The organism is Ruegeria sp. D6, from assembly GCF_056534365.1.
In genome coordinates this window covers 778,781-795,088 of record NZ_JBQFPH010000001.1, presented here as the reverse complement: position 1 = coordinate 795,088, position 16,308 = coordinate 778,781, and the positions used below count along the sequence as shown (strand labels likewise).

Sequence of the window (16,308 nt, the reverse complement as noted above, 5' to 3'; positions counted from 1 at the left end):
CTACATCGTCAGATTGGTGCCACCACCGTCCAGCAAAATGTTCTGCCCGACAATGAACCCGGCGTGTTGCGAGCATAGAAACGCGCAGGTCGCCCCAAACTCTTCCCTCGTGCCATAGCGTCTCGCTGGGATGGTTGCAGCGCGTTCAGCCCGTGCCTCGGCCATCGAAATACCTTTCTGCTCTGACACCCCGCCATCCAGCGCGTTCGCGCGGTCGGTGGCGTGGATACCTGGCAGCAGATTATTAATCGTCACGCCATGTGGCGCCACCTGGCGCGATGTGCCCGCAACATAGCCGGTTAATCCAGTTCGCGCCGCATTTGACAGGCCCAGCACCGCAATCGGCGCGCGTACCGACTGCGAGGTGATATTCACCACGCGACCCCAGCCCTTATCCATCATGCCCGGCAGCAGAGCCTTCATGAAAGCTATGGGTGTCAGCATATTGGCATCCAGCGCTTTGATGAAATCATCACGCTCCCAGTCTGACCACATGCCGGGCGGAGGGCCACCCGCGTTTGTGACAAGGATATCAGCACCCTGCGCGGCACTTATCACCTCGGCCTGACCCTCTGGTGTGGTAACATCACAAGCCAATGTCTGCACGGCAATGCCATATGATGATCGCAAACGCGTGGCTTCGGCCTCCAACGTTTCGGCTCCGCGCGCGTTCATCACAAGATCGACGCCGGCTTCGGCCAACGCCTCGGCACAGCCCAATCCCAAGCCTTTGCTGCTGGCACAAACCAGCGCGCGTTTTCCGCGAATTCCCAAGTCCATTCTGACCCTCCCTATCTTCGGCACACATCTAACATCGGCCCGGCAAAGAAGGCCAGAATGGGATCTTGCGGATTAATAAAAGAACTCTTCACGCACGATCTTGCCATCGGCGACGTGATAAACACCGACCTCACGCATATCAAAGCTTTCACCGGTTTCTTTCACCTTGCCCTGCACTTCAAAGATCACGGCAAAGCGGTCGTCACCATGCGGGTACGGGCCACTGACGGACGCGCCCGATACTTCATGAGCGCCTTCCCACCATTCGTGCTTGCCACGAATAGCTTCCAATCCGTGCGTCTCGCGCCCCATGCCCGCAAAATCCTGTCCCTCAACAGAAACAGCATCCGAGGCATAAAGCTTCTCGAGGTTCTCCTTGGCCCGGTTCTCGCGGCATCCAGCAACCAGTTCGTCTGCGATTTCTTTCAAATTCATTGGTCCACTCCATATTTTGTTCACTATATGTTCTTATTGCCACAGCCACATGATTCGAACCACCCCCTTTGTCTTGCCTCAGTTGGATTCCCCGCCTATACGCGCGCTTATGCTTGATACTTCGAACCAACCCACCCTGCCGCCCGAGATCGCTCGTCGCCGGACATTCGCTATCATCTCGCACCCGGATGCGGGCAAGACGACGCTGACGGAAAAGTTTCTGCTGTACGGCGGCGCGATCCAGATGGCTGGACAGGTACGCGCCAAGGGTGAGGCACGGCGGACGCGGTCGGACTTTATGCAGATGGAGAAAGATCGCGGTATCTCGGTCTCAGCCTCGGCCATGTCGTTCGACTATGGGAACTTCCGATTCAATCTTGTGGACACACCCGGCCACTCGGATTTCTCCGAAGACACCTATCGCACCCTGACAGCCGTAGACGCCGCCGTCATGGTCATTGACGGTGCGAAAGGTGTGGAAAGCCAGACGCAGAAACTGTTCGAGGTCTGCCGCCTGCGCGATCTGCCGATCCTGACCTTCTGTAACAAGATGGACCGCGAAAGCCGGGATACGTTCGAGATCATCGACGAAATTCAGGAAATGCTGGCGATCGACGTCACGCCAGCCGCGTGGCCTATCGGTGTGGGTCGCGATTTCATCGGCTGCTACGACATGCTGCGCGACCGGCTTGAGCTGATGGACCGCGCCGACCGCAACAAGGTTGCCGAAAGCATCCAAATCAATGGTCTGGATGACCCTAAGCTGGCCGAGCATGTGCCCGCTGAATTGCTCGACAAGCTGCTGGAAGAGGTTGAGATGGCGCGCGAATTGCTGCCCAAGCTCGACCCTCAGGCGGTGCTTGAGGGGCACATGACGCCGATCTGGTTTGGTTCGGCCATCAACTCGTTTGGCGTCAAGGAACTGATGGAGGGTATCGGCGCCTATGGTCCGCAGCCGCAGGTTCAGTCGGCTGAGCCCCGTCAGATCGCGCCCGATGAAAAGAAGGTCGCCGGTTTCGTGTTCAAGGTGCAGGCCAATATGGACCCCAAACACCGCGACCGGGTGGCCTTTGTCCGCATGGCCTCGGGCCATTTCAAACGTGGCATGAAGCTAACGCATGTGCGATCGAAGAAACCGATGGCAATATCGAACCCCGTGCTGTTCCTCGCCTCTGACCGGGAACTGGCCGAGGAAGCCTGGGCCGGAGACATCATCGGCATTCCCAACCACGGTCAGTTGCGCATCGGCGACACGCTGACCGAAGGTGAGGCGATCCGGGTAACCGGCATCCCCTCCTTCGCACCGGAATTGCTGCAAACGGTGCGCGCGGGTGACCCATTGAAGGCCAAGCATCTGGAAAAGGCGCTGATGCAGTTCGCCGAGGAAGGTGCCGCGAAGGTATTCAAACCTTCGATTGGGTCGGGCTTCATCGTCGGCGTCGTCGGTGCGCTGCAATTCGAGGTGCTCGCCAGCCGGATTGAGATGGAATACGGCCTGCCTGTGCGGTTTGAGGCGTCTCAGTTCACCTCGGCCCGTTGGGTCAGTGGCGACAAGGTTGAGATCGACAAATTCGTCAACGCCAACAAGCAGCATATTGCCCATGATCACGATGGAGATATCGTCTATCTAACGCGGCTGCAGTGGGACATCGACCGGGTCGTCCGCGATTATCCCGAGCTGAGCCTGACCGCGACGAAGGAAATGATGACCTGACGGACTCTGCGGGCAATCCAGAAGTGACCACATGGGGGATTGTGTCCACGATCCGCGCCCCGCGTGAGGATATTTTGCGCTTTGCCGCCCACCACCTCGATATCGGCGCGGACCGGATTCACATCTTTCTAGACGAGCCGGTCCAGGGGGACATCTCAGCCCTGCGCGAGCATCCCCGGATCCGGGTGCGTACCTGCGATGCGGCGTTCTGGAAGCGTCGCAGGCGTGAGAGGCCGGACAAACATCAGGTTCGACAATCCTCGAACGCGAATTTGATCTACAACAGGACTGATCTGGACTGGGTCGCACATATCGATGTCGATGAGTTCCTGTGGCCGATGTCCCCGATCCCAGACCTGCTGCGCGACATTCCCGATGACATCCCCGCCGTCCGCGTCCGCCCGATTGAGGCGCTGGCGGGTGGCCAGGACCTCTACAAAGCGTTCATTCCCGAAGGTCAGAATCGACAAGCGCTGGTCGAAGCGCTCTATCCCAATTTCGGCACTTACGTTCTGGCCGGTTTCATGAGCCACATTCAGGGCAAACTGTTCGTACGCGGCGGTTTGAAAAAACTGAGCGACCGTATCCACAACCTCTATCAGCACGGTGAGTTTCTGCCAGTCAGAACCGAGCTTCCTCAGATCGATCTGTGTCATCGCCACGCCCCGGATTGGGAGCATTGGCTGGCGCATTATCGTTTCCGCCTCGAACGCGGCTCGTACCAGGCCAGCCCGGATCGGCCGCGAAAGATCGGTGCGCTAGACAGGTACGAATTGATCACCCTTCTGGAAACCGAATACGGGCTCGATGGCCTGCGGGAATTTTACGATGAAATCAGCGCTGCTGACCCGGAAGTGCTGGAACGGCTTGAGGATAACGAATTGATCCGTCACCGGCCGCTTGATCTGGACCAAAAAGTCGCGAAACACTTTCCCGGAACCATCTGAATTGTTGCAGAAATCCTTGTTACCGGCAGATTTGCCACGGATTAAACCGACTTCATTTGACCCTGCCCCACGTTTTTGTTATGCCCGCGCCACAGCCGAAACGCGCATGGGGCGCATGGCCATCCGGGCCCGGCATTTTCAGACGCGCGGGCCAGGTCTAGTGTCCGCTTGAACCGGACATACATGACAAAGTTTAACGAACTGAACCTGAACCCGAAGGTCCTCAAAGCAATTGAGGAAGCCGGATACGAAACTCCGACCCCGATCCAGGAAGGCGCAATTCCAGCCGCGCTGGAAGGGCGCGATGTTCTGGGGATCGCCCAAACCGGCACCGGCAAAACCGCCAGCTTCACCCTGCCGATGATCACATTGCTGGCCCGTGGGCGCGCCCGCGCACGTATGCCACGCTCGCTGGTCTTGTGCCCGACGCGGGAACTGGCAGCGCAGGTGGCCGAGAATTTCGACACCTACGCCAAGCACCTCAAGCTGACCAAAGCACTGTTGATCGGTGGCGTTTCCTTCAAGGAACAGGATGCTCTGATTGACCGCGGTGTTGACGTGCTGATTGCCACTCCGGGCCGTCTGCTGGATCATTTCGAACGTGGGAAGCTGCTTCTGACAGGCGTTCAGATCATGGTGGTGGACGAAGCTGACCGGATGCTCGACATGGGCTTCATTCCTGATATCGAGCGCATCTTCTCGCTGACGCCATTCACCCGCCAGACGCTGTTCTTCTCGGCCACCATGGCGCCCGAGATCGAACGGATCACCGATACTTTCCTGTCGGCCCCCACCCGGGTCGAAGTTGCGCGTCAGGCCACCGCTTCGGAAACCATCGAACAAGGCGTGGTGATGTTCAAAGGTGGTCGCCGGGATCGTGAGGCCAGCCAGAAACGCAAGACCCTGCGCGCATTGATCGATGCCGAGGGTGACAAATGCACCAACGCCATCATCTTCTGCAATCGCAAGACCGATGTAGATATCTGCGCCAAGTCGCTGAAGAAATACGGCTATAACGCCGCCGCGATCCATGGCGATCTGGATCAGTCGCAGCGGATGAAAACACTGGACGGATTCCGCGATGGATCACTGCGGCTGCTGGTGGCTTCGGACGTTGCTGCACGGGGTCTGGATATCCCCTCGGTCAGCCACGTGTTCAACTTCGATGTTCCCGGCCATGCCGAAGATTATGTCCACCGCATCGGCCGCACGGGCCGTGCCGGGCGCGAAGGCAAGGCAATCACGATCTGCTCGGGCCGCGATGAAAAGGCGCTGGCCGCGATCGAGAGCCTGATCCAAAAGGACATTCCGCGCATCGACAATCCGGTCAAGGCCGATGAGCCCAAGCCCGAGGCGCCAAAGCCAGAGAAGAAGGCCAAAGCGTCGGACAACAAAAAGAGCGAGAGCCGCAAAGAGCGAGAGCCCAAAACCCGTGGTCGTGGGCGTCGCGACGATGGCGGGCCAGCAGTTGTAGGCATGGGGGATCACCTCCCCAGCTTTATCGCTCTCAGCTTTGATGAGCGTCGCGCAGGCTAGATTGTCAGCACAAGCGCCAGTATCGACAAGCCAAGCAACGTCATCCCGGCGATCTCGCGCCGGGTGATGGTTTCACGGAAAAACAGCAGCGATGCGAACAGGCTGAGGATCAGTTCGATCTGACCCAAGGCCTTTACATAGGCAGCGTTCTGCAACGTGAAGGCGAAGAACCAGCAAAACGAACCACAGAGGCTGGTCAGGCCGACAAAAACACCGGTCCGGCGAGTCTCCCACACCGCGCGCAGCTCGGCCCTGTCTCGCCAAAGCAGCCACAGCCACATGCTGAGAAACTGAAACGTTACCACGACGGCCAGTGTCACAAGTGCCCGGAACCACGCATCGATGTCGCCCAATTGCAAAGAGGCGCCGCGATAGCTGACCGAGGAGAATGCGAATAACACGCCTGACCCCAGTCCAAGACGCGAGGCTTTGTTTGTCAGATGTTGCCACCAAGCGCCGCTGCCTCCGGGCGTTTTTGACAATAACAGGACGGCCAGCAACCCAAGCAGAATTGCCCCCAGCGCCCCGGTAGAGACCTGATCGCCGAGGACAAGGAACCCCACAATAGCGGTTTGAATCACCTCAGTTTTCTTGAACGTAATCCCTACCGCAAAGTTGCGCTGCTTGAACAATGCCACAACGCAGATCGTGGCCAATATCTGTGTGGTCCCGCCGATGACAGCAAATATCCAGAACTTCGCCGACAGCGCTGGCAGTTCGTACCCCGTCGCGGCCAAAGCAATGAAAAGCCCCAGCAAGGCCAATGGCATGGAATAGGCGAATCGTGCAAATGTCGCCCCGGCAGCCGAAAGCTTCACGCTGCTCAGGGATTTCTGCAGCATGAACCGCACCGTCTGGAACGATGCGGCCGCGATGGTGACGGGAATCCATAAACTCATGGCTTCCCTTCTGTCGTTAAATCAAGGCTTTGGCCAGAGCGGATGCGCCACCGGATCCTTGGCGCGCCAGAAATACTCTCGGAATATCTGCCCGTACGAACGGTAGACATAAGCCTCGTTACAGGCCAAGTATCTTTCCTTGCCCGTGCGGTAGAGTGCCGGCAATCGGTACCAAGGTGCTGATGGGTTCATATGATGAACGACGTGCAAGTTATTGTTCAAAAACAGAAATGCAAGGATGCCACGGTCTTCTACGATCACTGTGCGCGCGCGCGATTTCTCATGCGCGCGGTGTTCCAGGAATGTGCGGATCTTGACCAGTCCCAGCCCGATATATGCTGAAAGGGCGAAGGCCCAGATCGGCATTTGCGAAAGCGCGACGATCCAAAGAGTCGCGACAACGCCTGGCATATGCAGCGCCCATGCCAACAAAATCGCCCGATCTCCGCGAAGTGCACCACGCAGTTCATCCCGCAAGAACGCAACCTGCCCGATCGCAGGCCCCAGAACCATCCGCCCCAGCAGAGTGTTGTTCACTTGATACATCCGCCTCTGCCAACCGGACAGAGACGCCCAGACCTGTGGGTCAAGATAGTTGGTCTCAGGGTCATCGTAGGGATCGGTTAGGTTCGCGTCACAGTGATGCGCCAGATGCAGGTCCCGAAACCGATTGTAGGGAATGAACAAAGTCAGCGGCATCGCCATCAGCGCCTCATTCAGCCACTTCTGGCGAAAGGGATGCCCGTGCAAAGCCTCATGGGTCAGCGAGGAATGCAGCGCAGCCACCAGCCCCATGAACGGGATCGCAACCCAAAGCGATATGCCTGCCAACCAGAAAATCGCACCAAGCCAAGCGGAATAACACGCGATAATCAGGGCAAATGTCGCCCATTCGGGAGATTTGGGTGTGACCGGCTCAGCCATTGCGGCCCCACGAAATTCCGGCCCAGATACGCTCGTAAATCACATACATGGTCAAACCAATGGCCGTATTGACCAGTGCAACCATCCCTCCAAGTGCTGCTGAACCCGTGGCGATCAAACCAACCAGCGTCATCATCGCCAGCCCCATCGCATTCCAAACCAGCGCCTTCACGACCGACCTGCGTCGCGTTTCCATTCCAGACCCCATTCTTATTTTTGTAACACCAGCGTTACAGACAGAGCCAAGGGTCGTGAATTCTGGATATGATTAACAATTCTCACCAAATGTGATATTAATCACCACATGATTGATAAAATCGACAAACGGGATCGTGCCCTGCATTTTCGCCAGCGCCTGGCCCGAGCGATGCAAGAGCGCAATGTCAGCCAAAGCGCCCTGGCACGCGGCATCGGGGTTGACCGATCTACCGTTTCGCAATTGCTGACCGGGGTGGGGGCGCGCCTTCCGAATGCTCATGTCGTCGGCAGCTGCGCCTCGGCGCTTGGGGTTTCCGCCGATTGGCTGCTTGGGCTTTCTAACCGACCCGAAAGCGCGGCAGAATTATTGGCCAGTTCCCTCACCCTGACCGAAGCTGCCCGGGCATTGGTGGATGAGCGCATTTTTGAATGGCATCAAGAGGCCGCCGGCTACAAGATACGCTACGTTCCGGCCACGCTGCCCGACATGCTCAAGACCCGCGCCGTGCTTGAATGGGAATACGCTCCGCATCTGGGCCGTACTGCGGATCAAGCCATTGGCGCCTCGGCAGACCGGCTGGCATGGATGCGCAGCGCCCAGTCCGACTATGAGATTGCCATGCCGTTGTACGAGCTTCACAGCTTTGCCTATGCCACCGGTTACTACGAGGGACTACCGCTTCAGGTCCGGTTGGATCAGATCGATCACCTGCTGTCGGTGTGCGAGCAGCTTTATCCACGTCTGCGCATCTATCTATTTGATGCAAAACGTCTTTACTCTGCCCCCGTTACGATATTCGGCCCACTTCTATGCGTGTTCTATGCCGGAAGCCACTACATGGCTTTCCGAGACCGCGACCGGATTGAGGTCTTTACGCTCCATTTCGACCGGCTGGTTCGAGAGGCGGATATGACCGCGCGTGATTTCCCGGACCATCTGCAGCAATTGCGGGCAGAAATCTCTCAGACATGACCTGGGCTGAAAGCTGTAGTATAGTCACTTGGCGCGAAACTACAGACATTCCGATCTGAGATGGAGGATGACGGGAATGGACGCACTCAAAACCGCTGAATACGCACGTGCCCTTTATACGGCCCATGGCGATCGGGCCGAAGCCGAAGCTGCGCAGAAAATGCGCGAATGCGAAGCCGCCGGAAATCAGCAGGAGGCGCAGGACTGGCAAGCCGTCCGCAGCGCCATCCGCCAGATTCGGGGGCCAAATCAGGGCTGACTCACAGTTTCGGGTCAGGATTGACCGTATGGCCATCCACCGCGATTACCTGACCCGACACCAGCCTCGCTGCATCTGAAGCCAGGAATACAGCCATGTTCGCAATGTCCTGCGCCTCTACAAAGCGGCCCATGGACGTGCCCGAGGCATAGCCGTCGTAAACCTGATCCCGGGTCATGCCCTTGGCATCGGCCTCGCGCTGCAGCACGCCCTCCATGCGTGGTCCTTCAACCGAACCCGGGCAGATCACATTGCAGCGGATACCGTGCGGCCCAAGCTCCATCGCCAGCGTTTTGCCTAATCCCACCATGCCCCACTTGGCCGCCGCATACGGCGCGCGGTTGGGGTATCCGTACTGGCCTGCAGTCGATGAAGTGATCAAGATCGCGCCGCTGCGTTGCTGTTTCATCAGAGGTGCGGCGTATTTAGAGCACAAAAATGACCCCTCTAGATTGATGGAAAGGCATGACCTCCAATCCGTCAGGGAAACGTCCTCAACCGCTGCGGTGGGACCCGCTATCCCTGCATTCGCACAGAGCACATCAAGCCCGTCCCATTCGGTCTCAAGGTCAGTAAACGCAGCCGCGACAGCATCCTCATCCGACACATCAAGCTGGCTTTGCTTCCAATGCGCCGGGCAATCCGCCAACGCATCCACATCAACATCCGCAACCCAGACCTGAGCCCCGGCAGCATCAAACGCTTCAGCCATGGCCCTGCCGACGCCAGAGGCACCTGCGGTAATCAAGACCCGGCTGCTCATGCGGGCTTGCGGATCGCCGCGCCCGCGCCTTCGGGATAAGGCAACCCGGCCTGCGCCTCGGCAACCCGTGCCATCGCGGCCTCGATCTCGGGTGAAGGTGGGCTGGGGCGTCGGGTCTCAAGGCTGACATGCAGAAGAAAGCTTTCGCCTGTGGCCAGCAGCGTTTCACCCTCGTACATGCTGTGGAAGACATGCAGCTTCTTGCCCTGCCCCAACAGCATCTGCGTACGGCATTCGATCCGCGACCCCGCATGGGTCTCCTGCATGTAACGGATGTGATTTTCGGCAGTGAAATAGCTGCCGCCTGTCGCGATATACTCCATATCGCAGCCAATGATTTCCATGAAACGATCCGTGGCCGCTGCAAAGGCCTCCAGATATTTAGCTTCATTCATGTGGCCATTGTAGTCGGTCCAATCCAGCGGAACGGCGCGCGACAGCGTGAGGATCGGCTGGCTCAGATCCGCCTCGTCCAGCGTCGGCAGCGCTCCGGGCTTCAAGGCCGCATCATGCTGGTTCAATACCGCCCCTGCACCATAGTTCTGGGCCTTCAGCGCCCGCATCATACCAACGAGGTTATTGTCCCGGATACGCTCCAACTCGCGGATCGAGTACTTGCCAGACTGCGCATCCGACTGATCCGCAATCATGTCGACCAACTCATCGGTGAACTCAGGCACATCCATCAGTTTGGTCCAGGGCCATTTCAGCGCTGGGCCGAACTGAGCCATGAAATGCCGCATCCCGGCCTCTCCACCGGCCACGCGATAGGTTTCGAACAGTCCCATCTGGGCCCAACGGATACCAAAACCCATGCGGATGGATTCATCGATCTCTTCGGTCGTTGCGATGCCGTCTTTCACCAGCCAAAGCGCCTCGCGCCACACCGCCTCGAGGAACCGGTCAGCAATATGCGCGTCGATTTCCTTCTTGATGTGCAGCGGGAAGAACCCCACCGAGGTCAAAAGATCTTTGGCCCGCGCGATCAAGTCAGGTGAATTCTTGTCGGTCGGAACCAGTTCGATCAGTGGTAACAGGTAGACCGGGTTGAACGGGTGGGTCACCACGATCTGCTCGGGTCGCAACGCGCCTTCCTGCAACTCCGAGGGCTTGAACCCGCTGGTCGAGGACCCGATGATTGCATCTGGATCACAAGCCCCCTGCAAGCTCTTGTAAACCTTCAGCTTCAGATCGAGCCTTTCCGGTACGCTCTCCTGAATCCAGATCGCACCCTGAACCGCCTCACCGAGATCGTCATGAAAGCTCAGCGTCCCTTCGGGCGGCAGAGGTACATCGCTCAACCCCGGCAAAGAACGACGCGCGTTATCTAACACCTCACCGATCTTCCTCTCGGCTTCAGGGTCGGGATCGTATACCCGAACATCCCATCCGTTCAGCAGGAACCGGGCAGCCCACCCGCCACCAATCACTCCGCCTCCGATGATTGCTGCTGTTTTTGCTTGCTGTTCTTTGCCCACGATCCGCCTCTTCATCTGGCCAAAAATATCTCGGGGGTTTGGGGGCTGGCCCCCAATCCGCGACTACTTCGCAACCGGAGCCCGCTTGGTAAGCCCCAGCTTCTCACGTACTTCCTGCGGCCCGATCACCCGCGCGCCCATGTTTTCGATGATGCTGCCTGCACGCTCGACCAACTGCCAGTTTTCGGCCAGAACACCCTTTTCCAGCCACAGGTTGTCCTCCAGCCCGACGCGCACATTGCCGCCCGCCAGAACCGAGGCCGCGACATACGCCATCTCATTGCGCCCCAGCGAAAACGCGCTGAACGTCCAGTCCTCCGGCACATTGTTCACCATCGCCATAAAGGTGTTGAGATCATCCGGAGCCCCCCACGGCACCCCCATACATAGCTGGACCAGAGCGTTCGGTTCCAGAACACCCTCTTTCACCAGCTGCTTGGCGAACCACAGATGGCCGGTGTCGAAGGCCTCGATCTCGGGCTTCACACCCAGATCGGTCATCATCTGCCCCATCGCCCGCAAGGCGCCGGGCGTATTGGTCATCACATAGTCGGCCTCGGCAAAGTTCATCGTGCCACAATCCAGAGTACAGATTTCAGGCAAGCACTCCGCTACATGTGCAATACGTTCAGTCGCGCCGACCAAATCTGTTCCGGCCTCTGCCAAAGGCAGCGGATTTTCGATCCCGCCGAACACCATGTCTCCGCCCATGCCCGCCGTCAGGTTCAGAACCGCGTCTACTTCGGCATCGCGAATGCGGTCCGTGACTTCACGGTACAGCGCCAGATCGCGTGAAGGCGCACCGGTCTCGGGGTCGCGCACATGGCAGTGCACCACGGCCGCACCGGCTTTCGCTGCAGCAATTGCACTATCGGCAATCTGCTTCGGCGAACGCGGCACATGTGGGCTGCGATCCTGTGTCCCGCCCGAGCCGGTGACGGCACAGGTGATAAAGACTTCGCGGTTCATTTCCAAAGGCATGGCGTTATCCCCAGCTTATACCCGGTTTTACCGTGGGTTTTCCCCAGGCTTCTCCCCGGATTCCGATTTGCGTCAACGCCAACTCTGACGCAGCCTTGAGGGAACCACTTAGCAAAATGCGAATCAGACTTGATGAAATCCGCAAAAAACATACTGCAGCCCGAACATCGCTCCCTGAAAACGGCGGTGCTGGTGCTGGACGAATGCAACACACTCAGCTTCGCGGCCGCCGTCGATCCGATGCGTGCTGCCAACCGACTAGCGGATCGGCCCGCTTTTGATTGGGACTACGTCACGGCAACCGCAGAACCCGCGTTGCTGACCAGCGCTCTGAATGTGCAGGGCATTCCCCTGGCCCGGTTGCAGGGCTGCGATCTGTTGATTGTAGTTGCCGGATTCCAATTGGCCCGTCATGCGACGCCCAGCCTGCTCGCCGGGCTCCGCAGGATCGCGGCCACCGGTGCAACAATCGCCGGGATAGATGGCGGCCCCTGGTTACTGGCTGAGGCTGGATTGCTCGACGGTCACGCGGCGACGACCCATTGGGAGGATTTGGAGAACTTCGCTGCGCGCTTTCCCAATGTCGATGTGCGCCCTGACCGATTTACCGTCTCCGATACACGCCTAACCTCTGGCGGCGCCGTCCCGGCGATCGATATGATGCTCCATATTATTGCTGCACGTCATGGCGCGGGCTTTGCCGCCCGCGTGTCCGGGCTATTCCTCTATGAAGGTGCGTCTCAGCCCTCAAAACCACAAAGCCGCACCGGTGCGCCGCACCGTCACACCGCGCTCACAGCCAAAGCCAACTCATTGATGGAATCCTCACTGGACGACCCGCTGTCCCTTGCGCACATCGCCGATAGACTCGGCACTAGTACACGCACCCTGCAGCAGCAGTTCCGCCTGCGCCTGAATACAACTCCACAGGATCATTACCTGCAACTCAGACTGGCCGAGGCCCGCCGTCTGGTTACCGATACCGACCTGCCGCTGATGGACGTGGCTCTAGCCACCGGCTTCGCCTCGCAATCCAGCTTCGCCCGCGCGTTCCGAACCGCCCACGGCCTCACGGCTCGCGACCTCAGGCAAGACCGTACGCAACCCACCCATCACTGACACGATCCAGCTTCATCTGGCCTAAAATACCTCGGGGGAGTCGCCAAAGGCGACGGGGGCAGAGCCCCCATCCCTTCAATATGGCATCGGAAACGCCCGATGCGCCGCACTGATCTCGGCCATCACTTCGGACGACAGCTTCAAATCCTTACCCGCCAGAATATGTTCTAGCTGCGCCACAGTCGTCGCGCCGAAAATGGTCGATCCCATAAACGGCCGGCTGCAACACCACGCCAAGGACATTTGCACGGGGTCCAACCCGTGTCGCTGCGCGATTTCTAGATAAGCAGCCACGGCATCATACACGCGATCCGTTTTGCGTCCGCCCATATTCGGCACTAGCGCCATGCGCGACCCTTCTGGAATAGCCCCGCCTTGATACTTCCCGGTCAGGAAACCCGCAGCCAAAGGCGAAAAGGACAGCAACCCGACATCTTCCAGAAGACACAATTCAGCCAGGTCGGTATCGAATAACCGGCAGAGCAAAGAATACTCGTTCTGGATCGACGCGACCCGAGGTCCACTAACCTCATCCGACGCCCGCAACCACTGAGCGGTACCCCAAGCGCTTTCATTCGACAGACCAAAGGCACGGATATTGCCCTTGTCCACCTGCGCCTGCAGAGCGATCAGGCTTTCGCGCATCTCGTCCATAATCTCGTCACGGTTGTGACCCAAGGGCGCATAGTCCCAGTTCTGTCGGAACATGTAGCTGCCACGATTTGGCCAGTGGAACTGATAGAGATCTATGCAATCAGTCTGTAGACGACGCAGTGAACCCTCTATCGCCTCAGGTATGGTCTCTTTCGAGATTGGGGCGCCATTGCGCGCATGCACGAACCCTTCACCGGAGTGTTTCGTGGCCAGCACATAGTCCCCTCGACGCGAACGATTGGCGGCATTCCAATTGCCAATTATTTCCTCGGTCCGCCCGACCGTCTCTGCCGAGATCGGGTTCACCGGATACATCTCAGCCGCGTCGACAAAGTTGATCCCACCCGCAAGCGCCATGTCCATCTGGCGGTGCGCCTCAGTTTCCGAGGTCTGAGTACCAAAGGTCATTGTCCCAAGACATAAATCCGACACCATGATCCCGGTGCGGCCCAAAGGCTTCATATCCATTTGAAATCTCCTAAAATATATTTGTGGCCGATCAAGCCTCGGCCTTTTTCTCCCATCGTCCGGATTCCTCGGACCAATACTGTGCCGAACACCCCGCCCCGGTCAGAGCCTTCCACTGCCCGCGCGCATGTTGAACCGCCTCCGGATCATTCCCGTCGAACAGAATGCAGACACGCTCCATGGTCGAAACTTCCTCCGCCTCAACCGTTGCCCCATCGACAGCCATTACACAGGTCGCGCCATTTGCTGCCCCTTGGCCGGTCGTCAGCAGAACGGGCTGTGCCGCGTCGTGCGGGCCACCTTCGCGGCCATGCGGCAGGAACCCGTCCTCAGGTCCCAGCCACAATTTCTCATCCAGCCAGTCCATCCGCGCAGGGTCGACACCCCGCACGGCAATCCGCCATCCGGCCTGCCGTGCCTTGTCGAGCAGCACAGGCAATGTGTGCTCCAACGGCTGACGGGTCAGGTGGTAGAAATAGACGGCACCCATGCGCTTACTCGAAATTGTCCTGCACGAACCGGCTTAGCGCGCGGACGCCCCAGCCCGTGGCCCCTTTCGGCGCATAAGAGGTCTCGGAAGAGACAGAGGCCACACCTGCGATATCCAAGTGAATCCACGGCGTCTCTTCCTTGACGAAACGCTGCAGGAACTGCGCTGCGGTGATCGAACCTGCGGGCCGCCCGCCCACGTTCTTCATATCTGCAATGCGCGATTTAAGTTGTTTGTCGTAGCCTTCCCCCAAGGGCAGCCGCCATGCGCCCTCGTCCTCGGCCTTTGCCGACTTCAGGAAGGCGTCGCAGAAGGTGTCATTGTTTGAAAACACACCGGCATTCTCATGCCCAAGACCAATGATGACCGCGCCCGTCAGAGTGGCCAGATCGATCATGCCCACCGGCTGGAACCGATCCTGCGCGTACCACATGACGTCACACAGAACCAAACGACCCTCGGCATCGGTGTTGATGATCTCGACAGTGTCGCCTTTCATCGAGGTGACGACATCGCCCGGACGGGTCGCATTGCCCGACGGCATGTTCTCGACCAACCCGACCAGCCCCACGACATTGGCTTTGGCGTTGCGCTTGGCCAACGCTCGCATGCTTCCGGCAACAACACCCGCGCCGCCCATGTCCATGGTCATGTCTTCCATGCCTCCGGCCGGCTTAAGCGAGATACCGCCGGTATCGAACACGACGCCCTTGCCGACCAAGGCCAGCGGCGCGTCATCCTTGTCGCCGCCGTCCCATTGCATCACCACAACTTTCGAGGGGCTGACCGAGCCCTGCCCGACGCTCAGCAGCGTACGCATGCCCAGTTCGGCCAGCTTGTCCTCTTCCAGAACCTCGACCTTCAGGCCCAGCGATTCCATCTCGACCAACCTGTCCGCGAACTCAGTTGTCGTCAGCACATTCGCGGGTTCATTTGTCAGATCTCGTGTCATGCGCACACCGTCTGCGACGGCATAGAGCGGCGCAAAGTCAGCTTCGGCCTCCTCCGGCTTGGAGTGACCGATGGTGATCTCACCCGCCGGGTCTGAGTCCTTGGATTTGTGGACATCGAAATCGTAGGCCCGCAGTACCATGCCCAAGGCTACCTCTTCGATACGCGCGTGATTGGCGGCCATGACCAGCACGGGTTTGCCCGCTGCAGCTTTCGCCAGATTGGCCCCGGCCTTGCGTGCCTCGTCAGAGTCGGGGCGACGCGGCAACACCAGAATATCCAGCGCCTCAGCCACCATTCCGGCAGGCCAGGCCAGCGAAATAACATTACCCGATTTGACCTTGCTGAACCGCTCGCTTTCGACCAGCCGCGCAACCGCGCCTTTGGTCAGGCGATTGGCTCGACGCGCGGCGGGGCTCATCTTGCCATCGGCGGGAATGAGAATGGCCACACGCCCTTCGGTTTGCGCTATCGCATCAAGGTCAAAGGGGGTGAATCGGACGGGCACAAGACTGCTCATATCATTCTCCTAAAAAATGCGTTGCCCAAGACCTAGCCCGCGCAGCCACCGTTGACCAGATAGCAGTTTTCCCCGCCGGGCAATTGCATTATGGTCGCGCGAAAATAACGGCAGGCTCGGGGGAGAGAACGTGACACCAATCGGCAGTTACAGGCCGTCGCGCATGATTCCATGCCCGATTGTGATTCTTGGATGCCGGGGTTTGACGGGGATGCCCAA

Annotated in this window: 17 protein-coding genes; 6 read left to right on the top strand and 11 right to left on the bottom strand. The window is 58.7% G+C overall.

Going from position 1 to position 16,308, the window contains the following annotated elements; all coding sequences use genetic code 11:
* Together ACR0A1_RS03955 and ACR0A1_RS03950 are read right to left on the bottom strand one after the other, a co-directional pair.
* Positions 1-780 (bottom strand): SDR family oxidoreductase, encoded by a 780-nt coding sequence (locus ACR0A1_RS03955; RefSeq protein WP_170421993.1) that lies wholly within the window; start codon positions 778-780, stop codon positions 1-3.
* Positions 781-852: 72 nt separating this feature from the next.
* Entirely contained in the window at positions 853-1,215 is a 363-nt protein-coding gene (locus ACR0A1_RS03950) for a SnoaL-like domain-containing protein (RefSeq protein WP_170396787.1), read from the bottom strand.
* A 109-nt stretch (positions 1,216-1,324) separates the two neighbouring features.
* Here ACR0A1_RS03950 and ACR0A1_RS03945 point away from each other — a divergent pair, with 109 nt between their 5' ends.
* The 3 genes from ACR0A1_RS03945 to ACR0A1_RS03935 all read left to right on the top strand — a co-directional run bounded on the left by ACR0A1_RS03945 (position 1,325) and on the right by ACR0A1_RS03935 (position 5,412).
* Complete coding sequence (locus ACR0A1_RS03945) at positions 1,325-2,929, top strand: peptide chain release factor 3 (protein WP_170817885.1); 1,605 nt, start codon at positions 1,325-1,327, stop codon at positions 2,927-2,929.
* A gap of 41 nt (positions 2,930-2,970) precedes the next feature.
* Positions 2,971-3,876, top strand: a complete 906-nt coding sequence (locus ACR0A1_RS03940; RefSeq protein ID WP_170662732.1) for a glycosyltransferase family 2 protein — start codon at positions 2,971-2,973, stop codon at positions 3,874-3,876.
* A 183-nt stretch (positions 3,877-4,059) separates the two neighbouring features.
* Positions 4,060-5,412, top strand: a complete 1,353-nt coding sequence (locus ACR0A1_RS03935; protein WP_170396782.1) for a DEAD/DEAH box helicase — start codon at positions 4,060-4,062, stop codon at positions 5,410-5,412.
* Here ACR0A1_RS03935 and ACR0A1_RS03930 read toward each other — a convergent pair.
* From ACR0A1_RS03930 to ACR0A1_RS03920, 3 genes are read right to left on the bottom strand one after another with little or no spacing between them, the layout of a single operon-like run.
* Positions 5,409-6,311 carry a DMT family transporter gene (locus ACR0A1_RS03930; protein ID WP_170567088.1) on the bottom strand — a complete coding sequence of 301 codons (903 nt, stop codon included), beginning with the start codon at positions 6,309-6,311 and terminating at the stop codon, positions 5,409-5,411. The two genes, ACR0A1_RS03935 and ACR0A1_RS03930, sit on opposite strands and share 4 nt — an antisense overlap.
* 21 nt (positions 6,312-6,332) lie before the next feature.
* Positions 6,333-7,235 carry a fatty acid desaturase gene (locus ACR0A1_RS03925; protein WP_170567086.1) on the bottom strand — a complete coding sequence of 301 codons (903 nt, stop codon included), beginning with the start codon at positions 7,233-7,235 and terminating at the stop codon, positions 6,333-6,335.
* Positions 7,228-7,431, bottom strand: a complete 204-nt coding sequence (locus ACR0A1_RS03920) for a DUF2061 domain-containing protein (RefSeq protein ID WP_039535902.1) — start codon at positions 7,429-7,431, stop codon at positions 7,228-7,230. Before ACR0A1_RS03920 ends, ACR0A1_RS03925 begins: the two co-directional genes overlap by 8 nt.
* A gap of 108 nt (positions 7,432-7,539) precedes the next feature.
* Here ACR0A1_RS03920 and ACR0A1_RS03915 point away from each other — a divergent pair, with 108 nt between their 5' ends.
* Together ACR0A1_RS03915 and ACR0A1_RS03910 are read left to right on the top strand one after the other, a co-directional pair.
* On the top strand, positions 7,540-8,406 hold the full coding sequence (locus ACR0A1_RS03915) for a helix-turn-helix domain-containing protein (RefSeq protein ID WP_480866317.1): 867 nt from the start codon (positions 7,540-7,542) through the stop codon (positions 8,404-8,406).
* Positions 8,407-8,482: 76 nt separating this feature from the next.
* On the top strand, positions 8,483-8,665 hold the full coding sequence (locus ACR0A1_RS03910; protein ID WP_170396771.1) for a hypothetical protein: 183 nt from the start codon (positions 8,483-8,485) through the stop codon (positions 8,663-8,665).
* 1 nt (position 8,666) lies between these two features.
* On the opposite strand, the gene ACR0A1_RS03905 is transcribed toward ACR0A1_RS03910, so the two are convergent.
* The 3 genes from ACR0A1_RS03905 to bcoG form a co-directional block, all read right to left on the bottom strand.
* Positions 8,667-9,428, bottom strand: a complete 762-nt coding sequence (locus ACR0A1_RS03905; protein WP_480866315.1) for an SDR family oxidoreductase — start codon at positions 9,426-9,428, stop codon at positions 8,667-8,669.
* The gene (locus tag ACR0A1_RS03900) at positions 9,425-10,906 is read right to left on the bottom strand and encodes a carnitine 3-dehydrogenase (protein ID WP_480866313.1); all 1,482 of its coding nucleotides are present in this window, start codon (positions 10,904-10,906) and stop codon (positions 9,425-9,427) included. The genes ACR0A1_RS03905 and ACR0A1_RS03900 overlap by 4 nt, the downstream gene beginning before the upstream one ends.
* 63 nt (positions 10,907-10,969) lie before the next feature.
* Positions 10,970-11,887: a 3-dehydrocarnitine:acetyl-CoA trimethylamine transferase BcoG gene (bcoG, locus tag ACR0A1_RS03895; RefSeq protein ID WP_480866311.1), complete on the bottom strand. Its 918-nt coding sequence runs from the start codon at positions 11,885-11,887 to the stop codon at positions 10,970-10,972.
* Positions 11,888-12,019: 132 nt separating this feature from the next.
* Between bcoG and ACR0A1_RS03890 the strand changes: the two genes are divergently transcribed.
* Positions 12,020-13,006 carry a GlxA family transcriptional regulator gene (locus ACR0A1_RS03890; protein WP_480866309.1) on the top strand — a complete coding sequence of 329 codons (987 nt, stop codon included), beginning with the start codon at positions 12,020-12,022 and terminating at the stop codon, positions 13,004-13,006.
* Positions 13,007-13,081: 75 nt separating this feature from the next.
* Here ACR0A1_RS03890 and ACR0A1_RS03885 read toward each other — a convergent pair whose 3' ends face one another.
* The 3 genes from ACR0A1_RS03885 to ACR0A1_RS03875 are packed head-to-tail and all read right to left on the bottom strand — an operon-like array spanning position 13,082 to position 16,089.
* The gene (locus ACR0A1_RS03885; RefSeq protein WP_480866307.1) at positions 13,082-14,128 is read right to left on the bottom strand and encodes an aldo/keto reductase; all 1,047 of its coding nucleotides are present in this window, start codon (positions 14,126-14,128) and stop codon (positions 13,082-13,084) included.
* Between the two features lie 31 nt (positions 14,129-14,159).
* Positions 14,160-14,618, bottom strand: coding sequence for a DNA polymerase III subunit chi (locus ACR0A1_RS03880; protein WP_170567077.1), 459 nt, complete (start codon positions 14,616-14,618; stop codon positions 14,160-14,162).
* Between the two features lie 4 nt (positions 14,619-14,622).
* Entirely contained in the window at positions 14,623-16,089 is a 1,467-nt protein-coding gene (locus ACR0A1_RS03875; RefSeq protein ID WP_480866305.1) for a leucyl aminopeptidase, read from the bottom strand.
* Positions 16,090-16,308: the final 219 nt, after the last annotated feature.